This is a genomic window from Phormidium sp. CCY1219, from assembly GCF_035615515.1.
Taxonomy (GTDB): Bacteria; Cyanobacteriota; Cyanobacteriia; order Cyanobacteriales; family Laspinemataceae; genus CCY1219.
This window is the reverse complement of sequence record NZ_JAJENT010000791.1, coordinates 1-16,132: the sequence shown is the minus strand read 5'-3', so window position 1 is coordinate 16,132 and position 16,132 is coordinate 1. Positions and strand designations below refer to the sequence as shown.

Here is a 16,132-nt window from a genome sequence, read left to right as displayed (position 1 = left end):
CAACTTAGCACAAAAACCCGGTTTCTTATTTCCCTCATTTACAAGCACACAAAAGCTCTCGCGCAAGCATGGCGCATCCCTAGGAAGCGGACAGATTTAAGACCTTTTTTACCTGGGTCAAAAACGCCAGGGAATTAAAGTCCACCCGGGGAGTCATCTGCTCGAAAATCGACAACGCCCCGAACGATTCTTCCCCGATAATTTGCTGGTAGGGGTCGAGTTTTAAACTCTGCTGATGTTGTCGTTCAAAGCGGGAAAAATGAAACAGGGTTAAATATTGCAAAATATCCTGTTTTAGCGCAGTATCGTAAATCAAATCTTGGCGAATATCCCGGTCCTCCATCACTCCAGAGTAAAAATTGCCCAGCAGGGTGGAATAGGAAATTACCCCATTATAAAAGCGATCGTCTCCTTGTCCCACAGAAATCCCGTTAAACAAGTTGAAAAAAACCACTGCTTGCTGCTGGGGGTCTTCCGCAAGAGTGGTTAACTCGCGGGTATCTTGCACCACTAAGGAATTGACCCTTGGGTTGTGTAATTTACGCACGTAGTATTTATCGAAAAATATCGGGTAAATTTTGATAGCGTCGTGGTTTTTCATCAAGGTTTCGATGAGGCGGGGGGACATAAAATACAATTCCTCATCGCGATCGCTGCGAGTGATATGCAGAGTGCTGGTATGAGGCGCTTGCGCCACATACAAAAAATGATGGTATCCTTGGCGATACAGTTGACTCACCGTGTCGATTAACACCGCTGGGTGACTGTATAATTGCCGGAGAGAACAATTATCGGAAAATGTCGTCAGTCGTTCTATCTTAATCTCACCGCTGGTAAGGCGCTGCACCCCGATCGCTTCTCCAATAAGCGTGGCGAGGCGCTGATAGCGGTTTTGATTGCTATAGCGCGCATCGCTTTCCCGACTGGATACCACGATAATGGCAAGTTTATCTAACTGTAACGGCGCGGAAGTTTGCTGGAAGCGAAAGCGTTTGGGAAGCACCGAATATAAAGAATTTAACCCATTTTGGACGCGATGTCGGTTGAGACTGCGAATCCGGAATCCTTGGGAACTAGAAAGATATTTGTCGCTCAACAGATGGGAAATGGTTTTCGAGAGATTGGCGATAAATTTTTCGGCGGGAAAGGGATTTTCGTGGGTTCCCTGGTGCAGTCGCAGCATGGGAATAAAGACGTTTTCTGGCGCATATTCTAGCAAAACATGCAGGCACATATAGGCGAGAAGCATCCAGGTGAAGCGATAGATAAACGCTTGGGTGGAATCTAAGTGGTTGGGGTTGAGGCGGGTATTGTTATAGCGAAAGAGTATCAGCTTATTTTGCCTTAAATGGTTGTTGTATGCTTCCATGCAGGGGGCGCTATCCGGAACCCAGGCGATCGCCAGCATTCGCATGCGATCGATATCGTAACTCCAGCTAAATTGTTCTCGGGTTTCTTCCGGAAAATAGCGGACATCCTCTATTTTTATCGTCACCGGAATCTGACAAAGCGCCGCTTCATTGACCTGCGGTTCTTCGATGGAAATATAGCGCAGGACTTCTTTGCGATTGCGTTCTAACACTTCATTCAAAAAATACCCGTTAAACAGACTATCCGGGTCGCGATTGAGGATACCTTGTTTGATGCAAATGTGGCGCGGATAAATGCCCAATGGCAAAATAGTCTGTCTTCGTAAAAAGCTTTTTAACAGGTCTCGGAGGTGCTGGATTTTGACGCGGACGTTAAACTGGTGCATCCCTCTAATTAACCCGCGAAAAATATTCCGTTTTGCCTCTTCATCGTTTCCCCGCAACACGCGCATCACTTGGGCATCGAATCCATTTATGGGATTATAAAGCAGTTCGTTTTCTACGTTATAATCGGGGTCATTGGGGTTGCAACGCGAGGCGAAAATGAAGTAATATAAAAACAGGCGGGCTAAGACTTTGCGGGCGAAGGTTTCTCGTCGGTCTTCATCCAGCAAGGCGTCGATATGTTCTCGCTTGTCTGGGTGAATAATGGCATTCAGGTTATAGTCGAAGACATCTTCTCCTTCGTGGGTTTGCACCGGTCCACCCAGTTTGAGTTTTAAGCCGAAAATAAAATCGCAGTTTCCGGAATTGTTTCGGTCGTTATATTCTGCTAAATTTCCCACAATTAGGGGAATAATCGGGAGGGCGTCTAACGCTTCGGCGCGGGAAAAGATGGATTTATAGTTAACTTGCACGCCGCCATAGTTGACGTCATAATCGGCATCGCTTTTATCTGGATCGCTGATATACTCTTCTATCAGTTCCAACCGCCGGATTAAGTCTTGCAGATAGATAAGTCCCTGGGTATCGTTAGTTTCGATATTGTCCCGCAGATGCTTTAAATAGGTGATTTTTGCTTCTTTTTTCAGCTTCCCGAGGGTTTCGGTGTCTACCACTTCTTGCAGTTGGTGAAACTGGGAGAGTTCGTCTCCTACCAAACCGCTGAGGATATCGCATAATTCTTCTGCGTCTGTTTCGCTGTCGGGGGCAATTTCGGTGTTAATATAGTTTTCGATGCCCTGCTGCAGTTGGGATTGAAATTGGTGCAGGTTTCGCACGCTGATGGTGAGTTTGTGGAATTTGAGCAGGGATTCACCGCCGGGCCGATCGCTTTGGAGGTGGAGGGCCTGTTTCTCGAGAGTCTGCGAGGGTTGGGTAAAGTTGTAGGTCCATCCCAACTGGGTGGCGTTACCTTGAAATGATTGTAAATCTGTAATCAGCTGTTCGAGAAACTCAGCGATCGCCTCATCGGAACCGATTTCGCTGTGTAGGTGTGCTCGCAAAACGTCGGCAATTTGCTGAATGCGATCGGGGAACTGCTGGCGAAATCCCTGGGAAAAATTAATCGTTGCCGATCGCACGCCGCGCGTAGAAGCGAGGGGATTCGGCACGTTTGTCAATTGTACCAATTCCTGAGCGATGCTGTCAATATCCACCAGTAACCGTTGACCATTTCGCGATTGTCTAAAGGGGTTACGACCCTGGAGGGCGCTGCATATCTGCTGCAGGAAAAAGCTATAGTCCACCGGAACTAAGTCATTGCCCGCTTCTCGGAAGTCGTTAACCATGATGTCACCCTACTCCTAACGTTCATCAACTGAATAGTATATCACGGAGGAGGGCAATGGGGGAACCGGCAGGGAAAAATTAGTGAAGGCGATGGATAAGAGGCGGGGGATTAAAATCGCGCTTGGGCCAACAAAGGCGGGGGATTAAAATCGCGCCTGGACAAACGAAGTCCGCCTACGCGGACTATTTTGGGCATTAATTGATATGTGATTTAAGGGGGATTGAAATCGCGCCTGGGCCAACGAAGGCGGGGGATTGAAATCGCGCCTGGGCCAACGCTAGCGTAGCCCGCGACAGCGCTATAGTCTGCCTGCGCGGACTATTTACTCTATTTATTGAGAGTAAGTTTTGTATATATTATCGCTCTTCTTCGATGGTAACTTGCCAGGTTTCTAAGGTGATGCCCACGGTTTGTTCCAGACGAGTGACGGCGTTGAGATAGTCAATTTTGGCATTTAACTCTTCATTGGTGGCGCGGACTAAATCCTCTTGGAAGCGGACGATATCTGCTACGGAACTGCGTCCCAATTTTAACAGTTCGCGCTGATTGTCTAAGTTTTGTTCTGAGAGTTCTCGCGCTCTTTGGGCCAGTTCTACCTGTCGCAGGAGGAGATTTACATTTCTGACCCGATCGCCCACTTGAATGGCCAGACTTTCGCGCAAATCCTCGGCATTGTTTTCCGATTGCAATAGATTCACGCGACTTTGCTGGTAGCGTTGTTCTAGGGTGCGATCGCCAAATTCTCGCCGCAACTGAATTCCCGCCCGCAAATCCGTATCCGCCTCGCCATTGGTAGTAGCAACATTGCCCAAAGTAGCATTAAAATCCAAATTCCAGCGTTTGTTATCTTCCGCCAGCAACAGATTCAACTGTGCGATTTCCAGGCGCAAGAGCGATCGCAAATATTCCGGATTATTTGCTAAAGCGATATTGGTCAACTCCTGCACGTCTAAATTTCGAGTTTTTAACTGAATTTCTCCCACCGGAACCAGATTGGTATTTTGGTCAATATCCAAAATTTCCAACAAATTGGCCTTTTCACTTTCCAAACTATTTTCCGCTGCTAACAACCGCACTTCCTGATTTGCCACATCGGTTTCGTTTTGCACCAAATCCACCGGTGCCAAGCGTCCTGCTTCCACCAAAACGCGGTTAATTTCCAATAAATCCCGCGCTCTTTGCAGGGAAGCGCGAGCGATTTTTACCTGTTCCTGAGCTTGCAGTAATTGCCGATAAGCTAAAATTGCATTGGTTATAGTATTGCTGAGAGTGGATTCTAATTCTAACAGATTAATCCGTTCGTTCAGACGGGCGATATTCACCGAAGCTTCATTCACTTCTACACCATATCCGCGCAACAAAGGTTGATTGAAGGTTAATTCAAAACGCTGACCGAGGGTATCGAAATTGCCATCAATTATCTCCGCCCCGGAGGTACTTTCTCGCAAACCGCGACTCCTCCACTCGGCACTTAATTCGCCGCCGGTGGGAACTTTAATTGACAGAACCGAACCCACGGCGACTTCACCGGATCGGTTGGTGCTGATTCCCACTTCGTCGCGATTTACCGAGAGGGAAATTTCTGGAGTAAAATCGGGGTTAAATTTATCGGTAGCGACGGCTAAATCTTCGCGTTGGGCGATGCGTTGCAGGTAGGCATTTTTAATGTCGCGGTTGTTTTGCAATGCCAAAACCACAATATCTTGTAAGGTGACTTGAATTGCATTGTCATTAGGGGGTGAATTGAGGGTGGCGCTGGGGGGGACTCCTTGCAGTTGTGCGGGGCGATCGCCAAATAATAAGAAAGGTTGACTGGGGGTGGGGTTTTGCGAGAGTGCAACTTGCGAATTATTCATCGGGGTCATTATCAATCGCCCAGAGGTTTCTAATGCGCGCATAATATCGCTCAAATCCAGGCGATCGCGATTGTCTTGCTTCGCCATTGCTGCAGCAGGAGAAGGCGCAAGCATCATATCAGAATCAACGTTAAAATCGGTGGCGCGGTGGGAGAGAATCAGTCCTAGGTGCGAGGGGAATTTAGCTGCGATGGCTCTCTTGTGCCAGGGAGAATCGGTAGCCGGCAACAAGTGCGCCGAACCTGCCGAAACGCAAGCCGAATAAGTGAGAGTCACCCCGAAAATTGCCGAGAGAAAGCGGAGAACATGCCGCCGGGTATCGGTTCGGGAGGGGGACTGCATTGCTGGATAAGCCGTTATGTGAGAATTTGAGATATAATATCGAGTCATGGTAGCCACCTCTTTGTGCTATACAACTAGCGCGATCGCAGGGCTTGCACCGGGTCGAGCTGACTGGCGCGCAGGGCGGGGGGAAACCCGGCTCCCACGCCGACGAGCAGCGCCGAACCCAGTGCCAAAGCAGCGGTCGTTTTGTTAAACTGGTAAGGTAACTCAAAGGTATCGGCGACAATCAGAGTGAGGCCATGCACGGTGCCGATCGCGATCGCGCCGCCCAGCAAACTGAGAATCGCCGCTTCTAAAATAAATTGCCACATAATATCCAACTGAGTGGCACCGAGAGCGCGGCGCAACCCGATTTCTGGGGTACGTTCCATCACGGCGGCGATCGTAATATTGGCAATGCCCACGCCGCCCACCAACAGGGCGATCGCTCCCACCGCCAGCAAAGCGCGCGAGGCCATTTCCAGGGTTTTCTTTTGCTCGATAATGCGCCGGATATTGTTCCCCACATAAATATCCGCCTCCGGGAACCGCTGCTCTAACAAAGTTTCGATCTGCTTTTCCATTGTCTCTAAATCTTCCACGTTCATCGGACGAACCGAAATATTGTGAATTTGGCGACTGCCGGTCATGGCATAATAAAGAGATAAAGGTATCCACATCTCACCTCTGATTTCCCCATAGCTGGATTCCTTGCTTTCAAACATGCCGATTACCGTAAAAGGGAGGCGATCGGCATAGATGCGCTTTCCGATGGGATCGGCATCTTGAAACAGCGTCTCGGCGAGAAATTCATCGATCGCCACCACGGGGCGATAGTCATCAAAATCCGCCGCATTGAAAAACCGTCCCGCCAGCAATACCCGACCCGAGGTTTGCAAAAAATCCGGCGAAACCGCCAGCATTTCCGGTGTTGCTTGTTCCGTTTGAAATATAGTCGGCACTTCCCATCCCGCCCAATTCGACGCCGAAATGGCTCGCACACCAGTGAGGCGACTTCGCAAAAAGTCGATATCTTCGATTCTCAATCCCCGCGATTCCCCCCACATGCGGATATTGAGCTGCGGCGCTTCTCGCTTGGCGAGTTGTTCCTCAATTATCGCCGTGGCGATCGTGCGAACTTGCAGGGTCGCACTAACCGCCGCTACGCCCATAAATACCCCCACCGTAGTGAGCGCAGAACGCAGGGGGTTTCCGCGCAGGGAATCGCAACTCAACAGGATTAAATCAAATACACCTAAACTCATAACGCCGATTGATGGTTGATGTGATACAATCTACTAACATAGGGTATCGCTATCTGGTTTCCCCCGCACCCGAGAGGACGCTATTTGGCCTCATCTTCGGAAACGATAACGGACATTCCCGGTTCTAACGGCGGTTCTGGCGGGGGAACCACCACCGAATCGCCGGGGTCGAGACCCGATTTGATTTCCACTTGTACCACCCCCTCGAGTCCTAATTCGATGGATTGTTTTTTCAGGATATTCTCGCGATCGCGCACCCACACATAAGGCTCAGATCCATCCCGCTGAATCAGTTCGATGGGTAACACCACCACATCTTGGCGCTGTTGGGTGACGATTTCCACGCTAACTTGACTTCCCGGAATCAATTCCCCGGTGGGATAATTAAGTTTTACCGTGGCGGGAACCGCCGCTTGTCCCGACATGCTACTCGAATTATTGCCATTTCCGGTGGTGGCGAGGGGAGACAAGCGCAGTACCACCCCTTGATAGGTTTCCTCCTGCGGACCGATGACGCTGATGCGCGCTTCTTGATTGAGTTCCACTTTACCCGCATTCAGGGTGGATAGCTGCAGTTTCACCAACTCTTGCGCCGGATCGCCGAGGGTCAGCAAATCGTTTCCCCGGGCGATTCCATCTGAGTTTTTTACGTTAATCTCTAAAATAGTGGCATCGCTGGGGGCGCTGACCACATTTTCCTCATATTGCTGCTGGTTTTTTTGGGTTTCGATTTGCAGACGATTCAGTTCCAGGGTTTCTTGGGTGACTTGGAGTTGAGCGTCGCGCAGGGTAATTTCTGCATCGCGCACCGCTTTGCGGGCATTTTCGATTTCCTCCATCGGTTGTTGCTGCAGTTTGTCAAATTCCAGTTGCGTGCGCTGTTTGTCAAAGGTGGCGCGGCGAATTTCTGCTTGGGCATTTTGCACCGCTTTTTCGCCCTCGCGCACAGCTTTTTCGGCGGATTCAATTTGGTTTTGAAATTCGCGCTCGATTTGCTGGCGTTTTAGTTTGATTCGTTCTAGGGCGAGGGTTTGAGTGCTGACTTGCAATTCGGCATCTCGCAGGGCGGTGCGATCGCGCCTTACTGCGTTTTCTTGCTGGCGCACTTCTTGTTCGGCGATGAATCCTTTGGCGGCTAACTCTTGCAATTCCGCGAGTTCCTGTTGGTCTGCAGCGAGATTTTCTTCCGCTTCGATAACTTTGTCGCGGGCGTTGGCCAGATTGAGTTGTTTTGACTCGATTTCTAACTGCAAATCCGCTAGTTTTCGCGCTTTTTCGCGGTTAGCTTGTTCCCGGATTTCTGCAAGCTTTTCTCGGGCAATGGCGAGTTCTTCTCGAGCATAAACTAAGTTTTGCCGTTGGGTTTCTAACGCCAGTTGTTTTTCGCGCAAATTGAGGCGTTCCTTGGCGAGGTTGGTTTCGCGTTCGATATTGTTTTCGGTGAGTCTTTGCAGTTTTTCTTGGGCGAGAGCCAAGTTTTCTTCCGCTTCGCGAACTTTCTGCCGGTTGCGCGCTAACGAGAGTTGTTTTTTGCGAGTTTCTAGGGGTTGCACGGCCAAGGCGCTTTGTTGTTCGGCATTTCGCAGGATTATCAAGTCTTCTCCTTCGCTGACGCGATCGCCCACTTCAACCAATACGCGATCGACCGTACTATCGCTGGGAGATTTCAGGGTTTGCTGTCCCCCAAGTTCCACAATTCCGCTTTCGGTAATTGTGGTTTCAATGGTGTCTAGTTTGGCGGCGACAGTCTTTACTTCTACCGGGTCCAATGAAGGATTTAAGCTGCGCGCATAGAACCACCACCCGCCCAAACTAGCAAGGGCGATCGCCGCCGACCACCCAATCCATCGGACACCACTTTCATACTGCTTTTTCTGTTTCTCCCCCATTATCCATATTGAGGTGAATTTGCTGTGTTTGCTGTACTCCTGCACCCCGATATTTTGTCTCCAAACCCGTTTAGTATGGAGGCTAAATCATTAGTCCGCTTTCCTAATTCTTCATCACCGGATAGCAATCGAACCATTTTCCCCGTAGAAACGCGATAAATCGCGTCTGAAGTTTCATCCCATCTCAGATAAATCGGGTCTCTACTGTGCAAAATAATTGGCCGACTTGCTGAGGTTTCGGTTTTGAGTTTTCCCCCTCCAGGTTTTCCTGTTTGTTAGGCTCTCGGCTGGATGTTTTTTTGTCTTTTTTGCATTGGCTCTCAACCCCCACACTTTGAAAATTTTACCATTTTGTTTGGGTTTTTATCAGCGGTTGCCAAATTTTCTCTAATTTTTTTAAAAAATCCAAATTTTTAATAATTTTTATGAAGTTACCTCACTAAAGTGCTAGATAAACCGTTGCAGAATCAACCGATTGCTCAACGGGTTGCGACAGCGGTTTTTGGGGGATGTAGCAAGTCTTATGAAATAGACCGAGGGGGAAAGCAGTGGGGCGAGCTGATACTTCGGCGAACAGAAGCGATCGCCCCGATGCTTGTCCCTCCCTCGCCATTGCAACCTAGGCGCGCAACTGCACCGGCATAATCAAGTGAGTCATTTTCACCGCACCCAAGGGAGATAACACCACCGGCGTGGTGGCAGAATTGAGCTTAATTAAAATCTCGTTGGCATTGATATGCTTGAGAGATTCCATCGCATATTTCACATTAAATGCAATGTCGAGATTTTCGCCACTAATTTGGGCGGGCATGGATTCCGTGCCGCTACCCACATCTTGCGCTTCCACCGAAAGAGACAGTTGCTCCTTATCGCGATCGATAGAGAACTTGACAATGTTGTTTTTGCGTTCCGCCAACACCCCAATCCGTTCTAAGGCATTGAGCAGCGATCGCCGGTCTACCGTCACTTGGCGATCGAACGAATTGGGCACTAATTGACGATAGGTGGGATATTGCCCTTCCAGGGTGCGGGTGGTGAGGCGGAATCCCCCAAATTCCAACACCAGTTGTCCGGTATCAAACGACAGGGCGATCGGTTCGGAACCTTTATGCAATCCCACCATCCGTTCCAATTCCCGCAGCGCTCTCGCCGGCATTGTCACTTCAAATTCTTCCTCCTGTTCTTCCAATTCCTCCGATGCTTCCGAATCGGCGGTATCCTCTGAGTTGGTGGTTTCCACGATCGCCAACCGATGCCCGTCAGTGGCGGCAAATTCTAATTGTCCGCGATCGACCAGCAAATGCACCCCCATCAGCACTTGCTTCGTTTCATCGGTACTGGTCGCAAACAACGTCCCGCGCAACCCATCCATCAGCGCTTCCGCCGGCAGAGAAAACACCTGCCCGCTTTCAATGGTGGGCAATGCGGGAAATTCTTCCGCCCCCATCCCTCGGACTTGATAGGTACCCGACGAAGAGGCGATCGTGGCCAAAATGCCCACTTCCGCAGGATCCCCCTCCCCCGCCGGTTCCTCTCCTTCATCGTCGATCGCCACCTCTCCATCCGGGAGACGCGACACGATATCGTTAAATAGCTTCGCCGGTAGGGTCAAATCCCCACTGCTTTCCACCTGAGCGGAAAAACTAATCTTAATCCCCAACGATAGGTCAAATCCCGTTAAGCTGACTTGCTGGGTTTGCTCGTCAGCGCTCAACAAGACATTGGCTAACACCGGATGCGTGGGGCGCGAGGGCACCGCACGACTGACAAGGGAAAGATTGGTGGCAAGTTCGTTTTGGACGCAAACAAATTTCATCAGCGTATTTTGGAGGGTCTGCCTCGATCGATGTGACTGTGTAGGCTCCACGGGCCAACAATTGCCCGGAATCAACATCCTACCACTGTCCAGTTTGCCCCAACACTCCCTCGAATGGCGAATCCATTCATAGCACTGACGCTCTCTGCTTCAATTCAGCATTCCCTGCCGGTTGGGAAACTCGTTGCCCACCCTACCCCGGTTTCTGACGAGATTGGTTTCGGATCCCACCGCAAATTTTAGGCCCAACTGGAAATACAGCAGTTGCACTGAGCCTGTATCTTAAAGGTAAATTAATAGCACCGTAAAATCCTGCCAACATAGGAATCAATAAATGAAACTTTATCAATCCCGGTTCGGCTATGCAATGAGTTTAATTTACCTGATAGGCAGCGGTTCTTTTATCTGGTGGGAATTCCACTCTTATAGGGGTGGGATGTTCGATTTCTGTGGATTGGGTCTGATCCGGTTTATTTTTCCCTCCCTTTTAACCGTGGGGGTTGTCTTGGAAAAAATAGGAGTGCCGCAGATAAAATTAAGCTGTTCCTATATGGGATTGGCAGATTCCCTTCAGTTTGGCTTGCATCTGTCGATAACCGCAGTTTTCGTCTATCTGATTGGTTATGGAGTTGAATGGATTGTTAGAAGGGTATCTCGCCGTTTATCGTAATCCGATGGGAAAAACGCGCCCTTCCATCCCTGGGATGGTCACCGCCCAAGGTGCCTGACAGGGGGGGAGGGGGTTGAATACCTCATTGCGCTCAGATTCAAGCTCACCCACAATCCCCTGCGAGGCGGAATCTCCCAAATCCGTTTTCCCAGTCAAGTCTGAAAACGAGGCAAGCGATCGCTTCTCAATGGTCAATTCTCCTGTGGAAAACTTGTGGAAAAAGCGGAGTAAATTTCCCCAGAATCTTGATACTTACGGGCTGTTTTCACCGCCACCCACGGGTTTTCCCCAGGTTTTCCACAGCTTTTTCCACAGGTGGGATAAGAGGTGGCGGTTGATGGCCCTGTGGCGGCACAGTCGCGCCGAGAAAATAATTGCAGCGATAAAGTGAAATTGCCAAAAAATTACCCCAGAATTGGCAGAAGCAGAAGCGGGGGAAATCGGAGGTTAAATCTGAGGGGGATATTGGCTGGAGAAATTAATGCGATCGCTTAATTGCCGCAGAGTATTCGCCATGTCCGAATCCCGCTGTTTGAGCTGGGCAATTTTTTCGCAACTGTACAGCACCGTGGTATGGTCTTTCCCGCCAAACTCTTCCCCAATTTTCGGCAAGCTCAAATCCGTATGCTGACGCATCAAATACATAGCAATTTGCCGCGCTTGACTGATTTCGCGGCGGCGCGAATTCCCCTTTAAATCCTCCATCGCCACCCCGAACATTTCCACCACCGCCATCATTACCGATTCCGGCGTCGCCTTTATACTCTCGGTTTGCGGGTTCAAAATCGGCGCGATATTCTCCACCGTCATCGGTAAGCCGGAAATGGACATATAGGCAACTACCCGAATTAATGCCCCTTCTAATTCGCGAATATTAGAAGTAAAATGAGAGGCAATATATTCGATGATGGTGCGGGGCAAGCGCACGTTTTCGTATTCTGCTTTTTTCTGCAAAATTGCCATGCGGGTTTCTAAATCCGGAGGCTGAATATCTGCAATCAATCCCATCGAAAATCGCGAACATAGTCGCTCTTGCAAGCGGGGAATTTGATTTGGCGGACGGTCTGCCGCCAGCACCACTTGCTTGCCAGCTTCGTGCAAGGTGTTGAAGGTGTAAAAAAATTCTTCCTGGGTGTATTCTTTGCCTTCGATAAATTGGATATCATCTACTAGCAATACATCGGCGGCGCGATAGTGTTCGCGAAAGTTTTGCATACTATCTTTGCGAATGGCGGCGATTAAATCGTTGGTAAATTGTTCGGTGGAGACGTAAAAAATTTTAGAGTTGGGGCAAATGTCTAAGCGATAATGCCCGATCGCCTGCATTAAATGGGTTTTGCCCAACCCGACGCCGCCACATAAAAATAAGGGATTGAATTCTCGCCCGGGAGACTCTGCTACTGCTAAGGATGCAGCATGAGCCATGCGGTTATTCGCGCCGACGACAAACCGGGAAAAGACATATTTGAGATTGAGTTCCGTAGGGCGCGGGGGATGGCTGGATCCGGTCTCGGGTCGAGGATTGCCGATCGGCGAGGGCCAGATGTATTCGCCCCCCGCGCCTTGGGTGGCATCGGCGGCGGTGGTGATGTAAATCTGCACGGGATAGCCGAGTACCTCGTGTACTACGTCAGCAATGGTTTTCAGGTAGTATTTCTGCAACCAATTGCGGGCGAAGGGGTTGGGGGTGCTGATGACCAAGCAGTTATTTTCGAACTGCTGGGCCGTGGCGGTTTCGATCCAGGTTTCAAAGGTGGGACGGCTCAGTTGTCGCTGTAGCCGTTCGAGTACCTGATTCCAGAGACTTTCTAGCGGAAGTTCCACGCCTGACCTCGCGATCGCTATTCCTTTTGGCTATTTGACTTTAGCAAACAACGGCACACCCCGCAGGAGGGTGGGGGAATTGAGAATTGGCAGAAAATTGCGAGTTGTTAACGGGTTAAAGCGTTATAAGCCTGGTAAGAAGCCGTAGGGTAAGCTGGGGAAGTCCGGTTGTTAATTGTTCATTCTCAATTCTCGGAATCTCCTCCTTTATAATGAAAGGCATTACAGACGGGATTATTGACATCTCGATATAAAGCATAGTTGTGGTTTTTTGACAAACGAGTTGGGTAGGGTTGTTATGAAACGTTCGGACAAAGCTAACGCGGGGGGCAAATTTTCCTGGAAGCAGCCTCTGCTTTACCTGGTACTGGTGTTATTGGGAGCCGGTGCGGCATTTGCCGGCGATCGCTGGTTGCAATACCAGTCTGAATCGTCGTTGGAGTCGGCGGTACCGCGCTTTTCCGTGCCGCCGGAATCCGGTGAGGCTCAAGTGCCCGGGGAGACGGCGGTGGGGAGTTTGCCCTTGCCGGTGGATTCTAATTTTATCGTGGCGGCGGTAGAGAAAGTCGGGCCGGCGGTGGTGCGAATCGATTCGGCGCGGACCGTCACCCGAGACTTGCCCGCGCCATTTGACGATCCGTTTTTTCGGCGATTTTTTGGGTCGATTCCGCAGCAGGAACGGGTAGAACGGGGTACCGGTTCGGGGTTTATTATCAGTGAAGACGGTCAGATTCTCACCAATGCTCATGTGGTGAATGGTGCCGATCGCGTCACGGTAGTGCTGAAAGATGGTCGCCAATTAGAGGGAGAAGTGTTGGGGGATGACCCGGTGACCGATGTGGCGGTGGTGAAGATTGAGGCCACAAATTTGCCCAAGGTGGAGATGGGGGATTCTGAGGATTTACACCCGGGAGAATGGGCGATCGCGATCGGGAATCCGTTGGGGTTGGATAATAGCGTCACGGCGGGGATTATCAGCGCCACCGGGCGATCGAGCAGCGATGTAGGGGTTCCGGATAAGCGAGTCGGGTTCATTCAAACCGATGCGGCGATCAATCCCGGGAACTCCGGCGGCCCGCTACTGAATGCCAAAGGGGAAGTGATTGGCATGAATACGGCGATTATCAGTGGGGCACAAGGGTTGGGGTTTGCGATTCCGATTGAAACCGCCCAGGCGATCGCCGAACAACTGCTGACCACCGGGAAAGTGCAGCATCCGTTTTTGGGCATCGAAATGCTCACCCTGACGCCGGCATTGCAACAAGAACTGAATACCGACCCGAATAGTCCGGTGACGTTATCCGTGGATGAAGGAGTGTTAATCGTGCGCGTCGTGCCCGACTCCCCTGCCGATCGCGCCGGATTGCGCGCCGGGGACGTGATTCAGCGGATGGAAAATCAGCCGATTCGCGACTCGGAAACCGTGCAGGAAATCGTCCAAGGGTCCCAAGTGGGGGCGACCTTGGAGGTGCAAATTAACCGCAACGGTCAAACTCGGAACATTACCGTGCAACCGGGGGATTTACCGGTGGCACCGAAGTAACGGAGTCAGCGCACCCCCCGCCCTTCGGGGGGATGTGGTATAATGCAAGGGCGTATATGATAATTCGAGTTTATTATGAGTAAGATCCGAGAGATTGCAGAATTAGGGAATCCGATTTTGCGGGCGATCGCCCAACCCGTGACCAAGGTCCATGACCAGCGGATTCAACAGTTAATTGACGAGATGTTGGCCACTGTTGCCCCGGCAAATGGCGTGGGAATTGCCGCCCCCCAGCTTGCGGAATCTCATCGCATGTTTATCCTCGCCTCCCGTCCCACCCTGCGCTATCCCCACGCGCCAACAATGGAACCCACGGCGATAATTAATCCGCATATTATCGATCGCTCTGACGAGATGGTGAAAGATTGGGAAGGTTGTTTGAGCGTACCGGGACTGCGCGGTTTGGTGCCCCGCAATCGGGCGATCGAGGTTGAATATACAGACCGATACGGCAAGCTGCACCAGCAAGAGTTTTCGGATTTTGTGGCGCGGATTTTTCAGCACGAATACGACCATCTGGAAGGGATTGTGTTCCTGGATCGGGTGGAAAGTACCCGAGAAATTATGAGCGATCGCGAGTATCAGAAGCAATTAGTCCAACATTTGTGAGGAATAAGCGCGACCTCCATCATCTCACACCCCCCCTCGTTCCCAGGCTCAGCCTGGGAACGGCCCGGGGGAGGCTCTGCCTCCTGTAGGCAGAATATCGCACAACAACAAGCCCGATATAAGGTCGGTGCGTGACGCCCCGGAGTGGATTGGGGGGAATTCCCAGGGATTGGGGGCGGGGCGTCACACACCCTACGGCGATCTGCCTGCTGTGGCAAAATATTATATAAAACATAAAATTGGGAGAGGACACGGCAGTGCCGTGTCCCTACGAGGGTTAGATGGTGAAGTGCGAACTGCTGAGGCTGTTGGCGCTGACGCCGATGAGTACGCCTAGCAGTTCGTCGGTGGCGGCGATGCGGATGAGAGTGTTGTTGCCGTCTTGAGTGAGATAGAGTTGGTTGAAGGTTAGGTCAGCACCAAGGGCGATCGCATCTCGGTTGCCGCCAGTGGCGGTAAAGTCGGCGATGAGGTCTACTCCCATGCCCGATGCCAGGGTAAAGATATCTTTCCCTTGTCCGCCAGTGAGAGTGTCGTTACCTGCGCCACCGGTGAGGGTGTCGTTGTTTGCACCGCCGTCGAGAATGTCGTTGCCTTCATCTCCGTAAAGGCGATCGCGATTGTTGCCGCCAAGCAGGGTATCATCACCTGCACCACCAAACAGGGTATCGTTCCCGGTGTCACCCGCGATATTATCCTCACCCGCGCCGCCGGCGAGTTCGTCATCGCCGGAATTGCCAGCAAGGGTGTCATCGCCACTACCACCAGTGAGCATATCCGTACTCGAACCACCTGTGAGATTCACCGGGGGATCGGGTTCCGGTGAGGGAGTGGGTTCCTCGGGCGCAGTGGGTTGTTCCGGGGTTTCCGACACCGGCGGATTGCTGGGTTGTTCCGGGGTTTCCGACACCGGCGGATTGCTGGGTTGTTCCGGGGTTTCCGACACTGGCGGGTTGCTGGGTTCTTCCGGGGTTTCCGACACTGGCGGATTGCTGGGTTGTTCCGGGGTTTCCGACACCGGCGGATTGCTGGGTTGTTCCGGGGTTTCCGACACCGGCGCAGTCGGTGGCGCTGGGGTTTCGGAAACTGGCGCAGTGGGTTGTTCGGGAGTTTCGGAAACTGGCGCAGTGGGTTGTTCGGGAGTTTCCGACACTGGCGCAGTGGGTTGTTCGGGAGTTTCCGACACTGGCGGGTTATTTGTGACTGGGGTTTCGGAAACTGGTGCAGTGGGTTG

General features: G+C 51.1%; 9 protein-coding genes and 1 pseudogene. 3 read left to right on the top strand and 7 right to left on the bottom strand.

Translation table 11 applies throughout. The features are described 5' to 3' along the window. Positions 1-79: 79 nt before the first annotated feature. The 5 genes from LKK83_RS24215 to dnaN all read right to left on the bottom strand — a co-directional run bounded on the left by LKK83_RS24215 (position 80) and on the right by dnaN (position 10,252). Positions 80-3,100, bottom strand: a complete 3,021-nt coding sequence (locus LKK83_RS24215; RefSeq protein ID WP_324633979.1) for a hypothetical protein — start codon at positions 3,098-3,100, stop codon at positions 80-82. 358 nt (positions 3,101-3,458) lie between these two features. Then, positions 3,459-5,348 carry a TolC family protein gene (locus LKK83_RS24210; RefSeq protein ID WP_324633978.1) on the bottom strand — a complete coding sequence of 630 codons (1,890 nt, stop codon included), beginning with the start codon at positions 5,346-5,348 and terminating at the stop codon, positions 3,459-3,461. A gap of 26 nt (positions 5,349-5,374) precedes the next feature. After that, positions 5,375-6,547 (bottom strand): ABC transporter permease, encoded by a 1,173-nt coding sequence (locus tag LKK83_RS24205; protein WP_324633977.1) that lies wholly within the window; start codon positions 6,545-6,547, stop codon positions 5,375-5,377. Positions 6,548-6,627: 80 nt separating this feature from the next. Then, positions 6,628-8,436 (bottom strand): HlyD family efflux transporter periplasmic adaptor subunit, encoded by a 1,809-nt coding sequence (locus LKK83_RS24200; protein ID WP_324633976.1) that lies wholly within the window; start codon positions 8,434-8,436, stop codon positions 6,628-6,630. Positions 8,437-9,055: 619 nt separating this feature from the next. Beyond that, positions 9,056-10,252 (bottom strand): DNA polymerase III subunit beta, encoded by a 1,197-nt coding sequence (dnaN, locus tag LKK83_RS24195; RefSeq protein ID WP_324633975.1) that lies wholly within the window; start codon positions 10,250-10,252, stop codon positions 9,056-9,058. A gap of 334 nt (positions 10,253-10,586) precedes the next feature. Between dnaN and LKK83_RS24190 the strand changes: the two genes are divergently transcribed. After that, entirely contained in the window at positions 10,587-10,922 is a 336-nt protein-coding gene (locus LKK83_RS24190; RefSeq protein WP_324633974.1) for a hypothetical protein, read from the top strand. Between the two features lie 447 nt (positions 10,923-11,369). Here the strand turns inward: LKK83_RS24190 and dnaA are convergent, their stop codons facing one another. Then, positions 11,370-12,746: a chromosomal replication initiator protein DnaA gene (dnaA, locus tag LKK83_RS24185; protein ID WP_324633973.1), complete on the bottom strand. Its 1,377-nt coding sequence runs from the start codon at positions 12,744-12,746 to the stop codon at positions 11,370-11,372. A 298-nt stretch (positions 12,747-13,044) separates the two neighbouring features. On the opposite strand from dnaA, the gene LKK83_RS24180 reads away from it, so the two are divergent. After that, a complete protein-coding gene (locus tag LKK83_RS24180; protein ID WP_324633972.1) occupies positions 13,045-14,289 on the top strand; it encodes an HhoA/HhoB/HtrA family serine endopeptidase in 1,245 nt (414 codons plus the stop codon). Between the two features lie 75 nt (positions 14,290-14,364). After that, positions 14,365-14,898 carry a peptide deformylase gene (gene def, locus LKK83_RS24175; protein ID WP_324633971.1) on the top strand — a complete coding sequence of 178 codons (534 nt, stop codon included), beginning with the start codon at positions 14,365-14,367 and terminating at the stop codon, positions 14,896-14,898. A gap of 277 nt (positions 14,899-15,175) precedes the next feature. On the opposite strand, the pseudogene LKK83_RS24170 reads toward def, so the two are convergent. Beyond that, positions 15,176-16,132 (bottom strand): annotated as a pseudogene (locus LKK83_RS24170) (hypothetical protein); the annotation flags it as partial.

Coding starts and splice junctions, on each gene's coding strand:
- LKK83_RS24190 (WP_324633974.1), top strand. CDS start 10,587: ATGAAACTTTATCAATCCCGGTTCGGCTATGCAATGAGTTTAATTTAC.
- LKK83_RS24180 (WP_324633972.1), top strand. CDS start 13,045: ATGAAACGTTCGGACAAAGCTAACGCGGGGGGCAAATTTTCCTGGAAG.
- LKK83_RS24210 (WP_324633978.1), bottom strand. CDS start 5,348: ATGACTCGATATTATATCTCAAATTCTCACATAACGGCTTATCCAGCA.
- LKK83_RS24215 (WP_324633979.1), bottom strand. CDS start 3,100: ATGGTTAACGACTTCCGAGAAGCGGGCAATGACTTAGTTCCGGTGGAC.
- dnaN (WP_324633975.1), bottom strand. CDS start 10,252: ATGAAATTTGTTTGCGTCCAAAACGAACTTGCCACCAATCTTTCCCTT.
- LKK83_RS24205 (WP_324633977.1), bottom strand. CDS start 6,547: ATGAGTTTAGGTGTATTTGATTTAATCCTGTTGAGTTGCGATTCCCTG.
- LKK83_RS24200 (WP_324633976.1), bottom strand. CDS start 8,436: ATGGGGGAGAAACAGAAAAAGCAGTATGAAAGTGGTGTCCGATGGATT.
- def (WP_324633971.1), top strand. CDS start 14,365: ATGAGTAAGATCCGAGAGATTGCAGAATTAGGGAATCCGATTTTGCGG.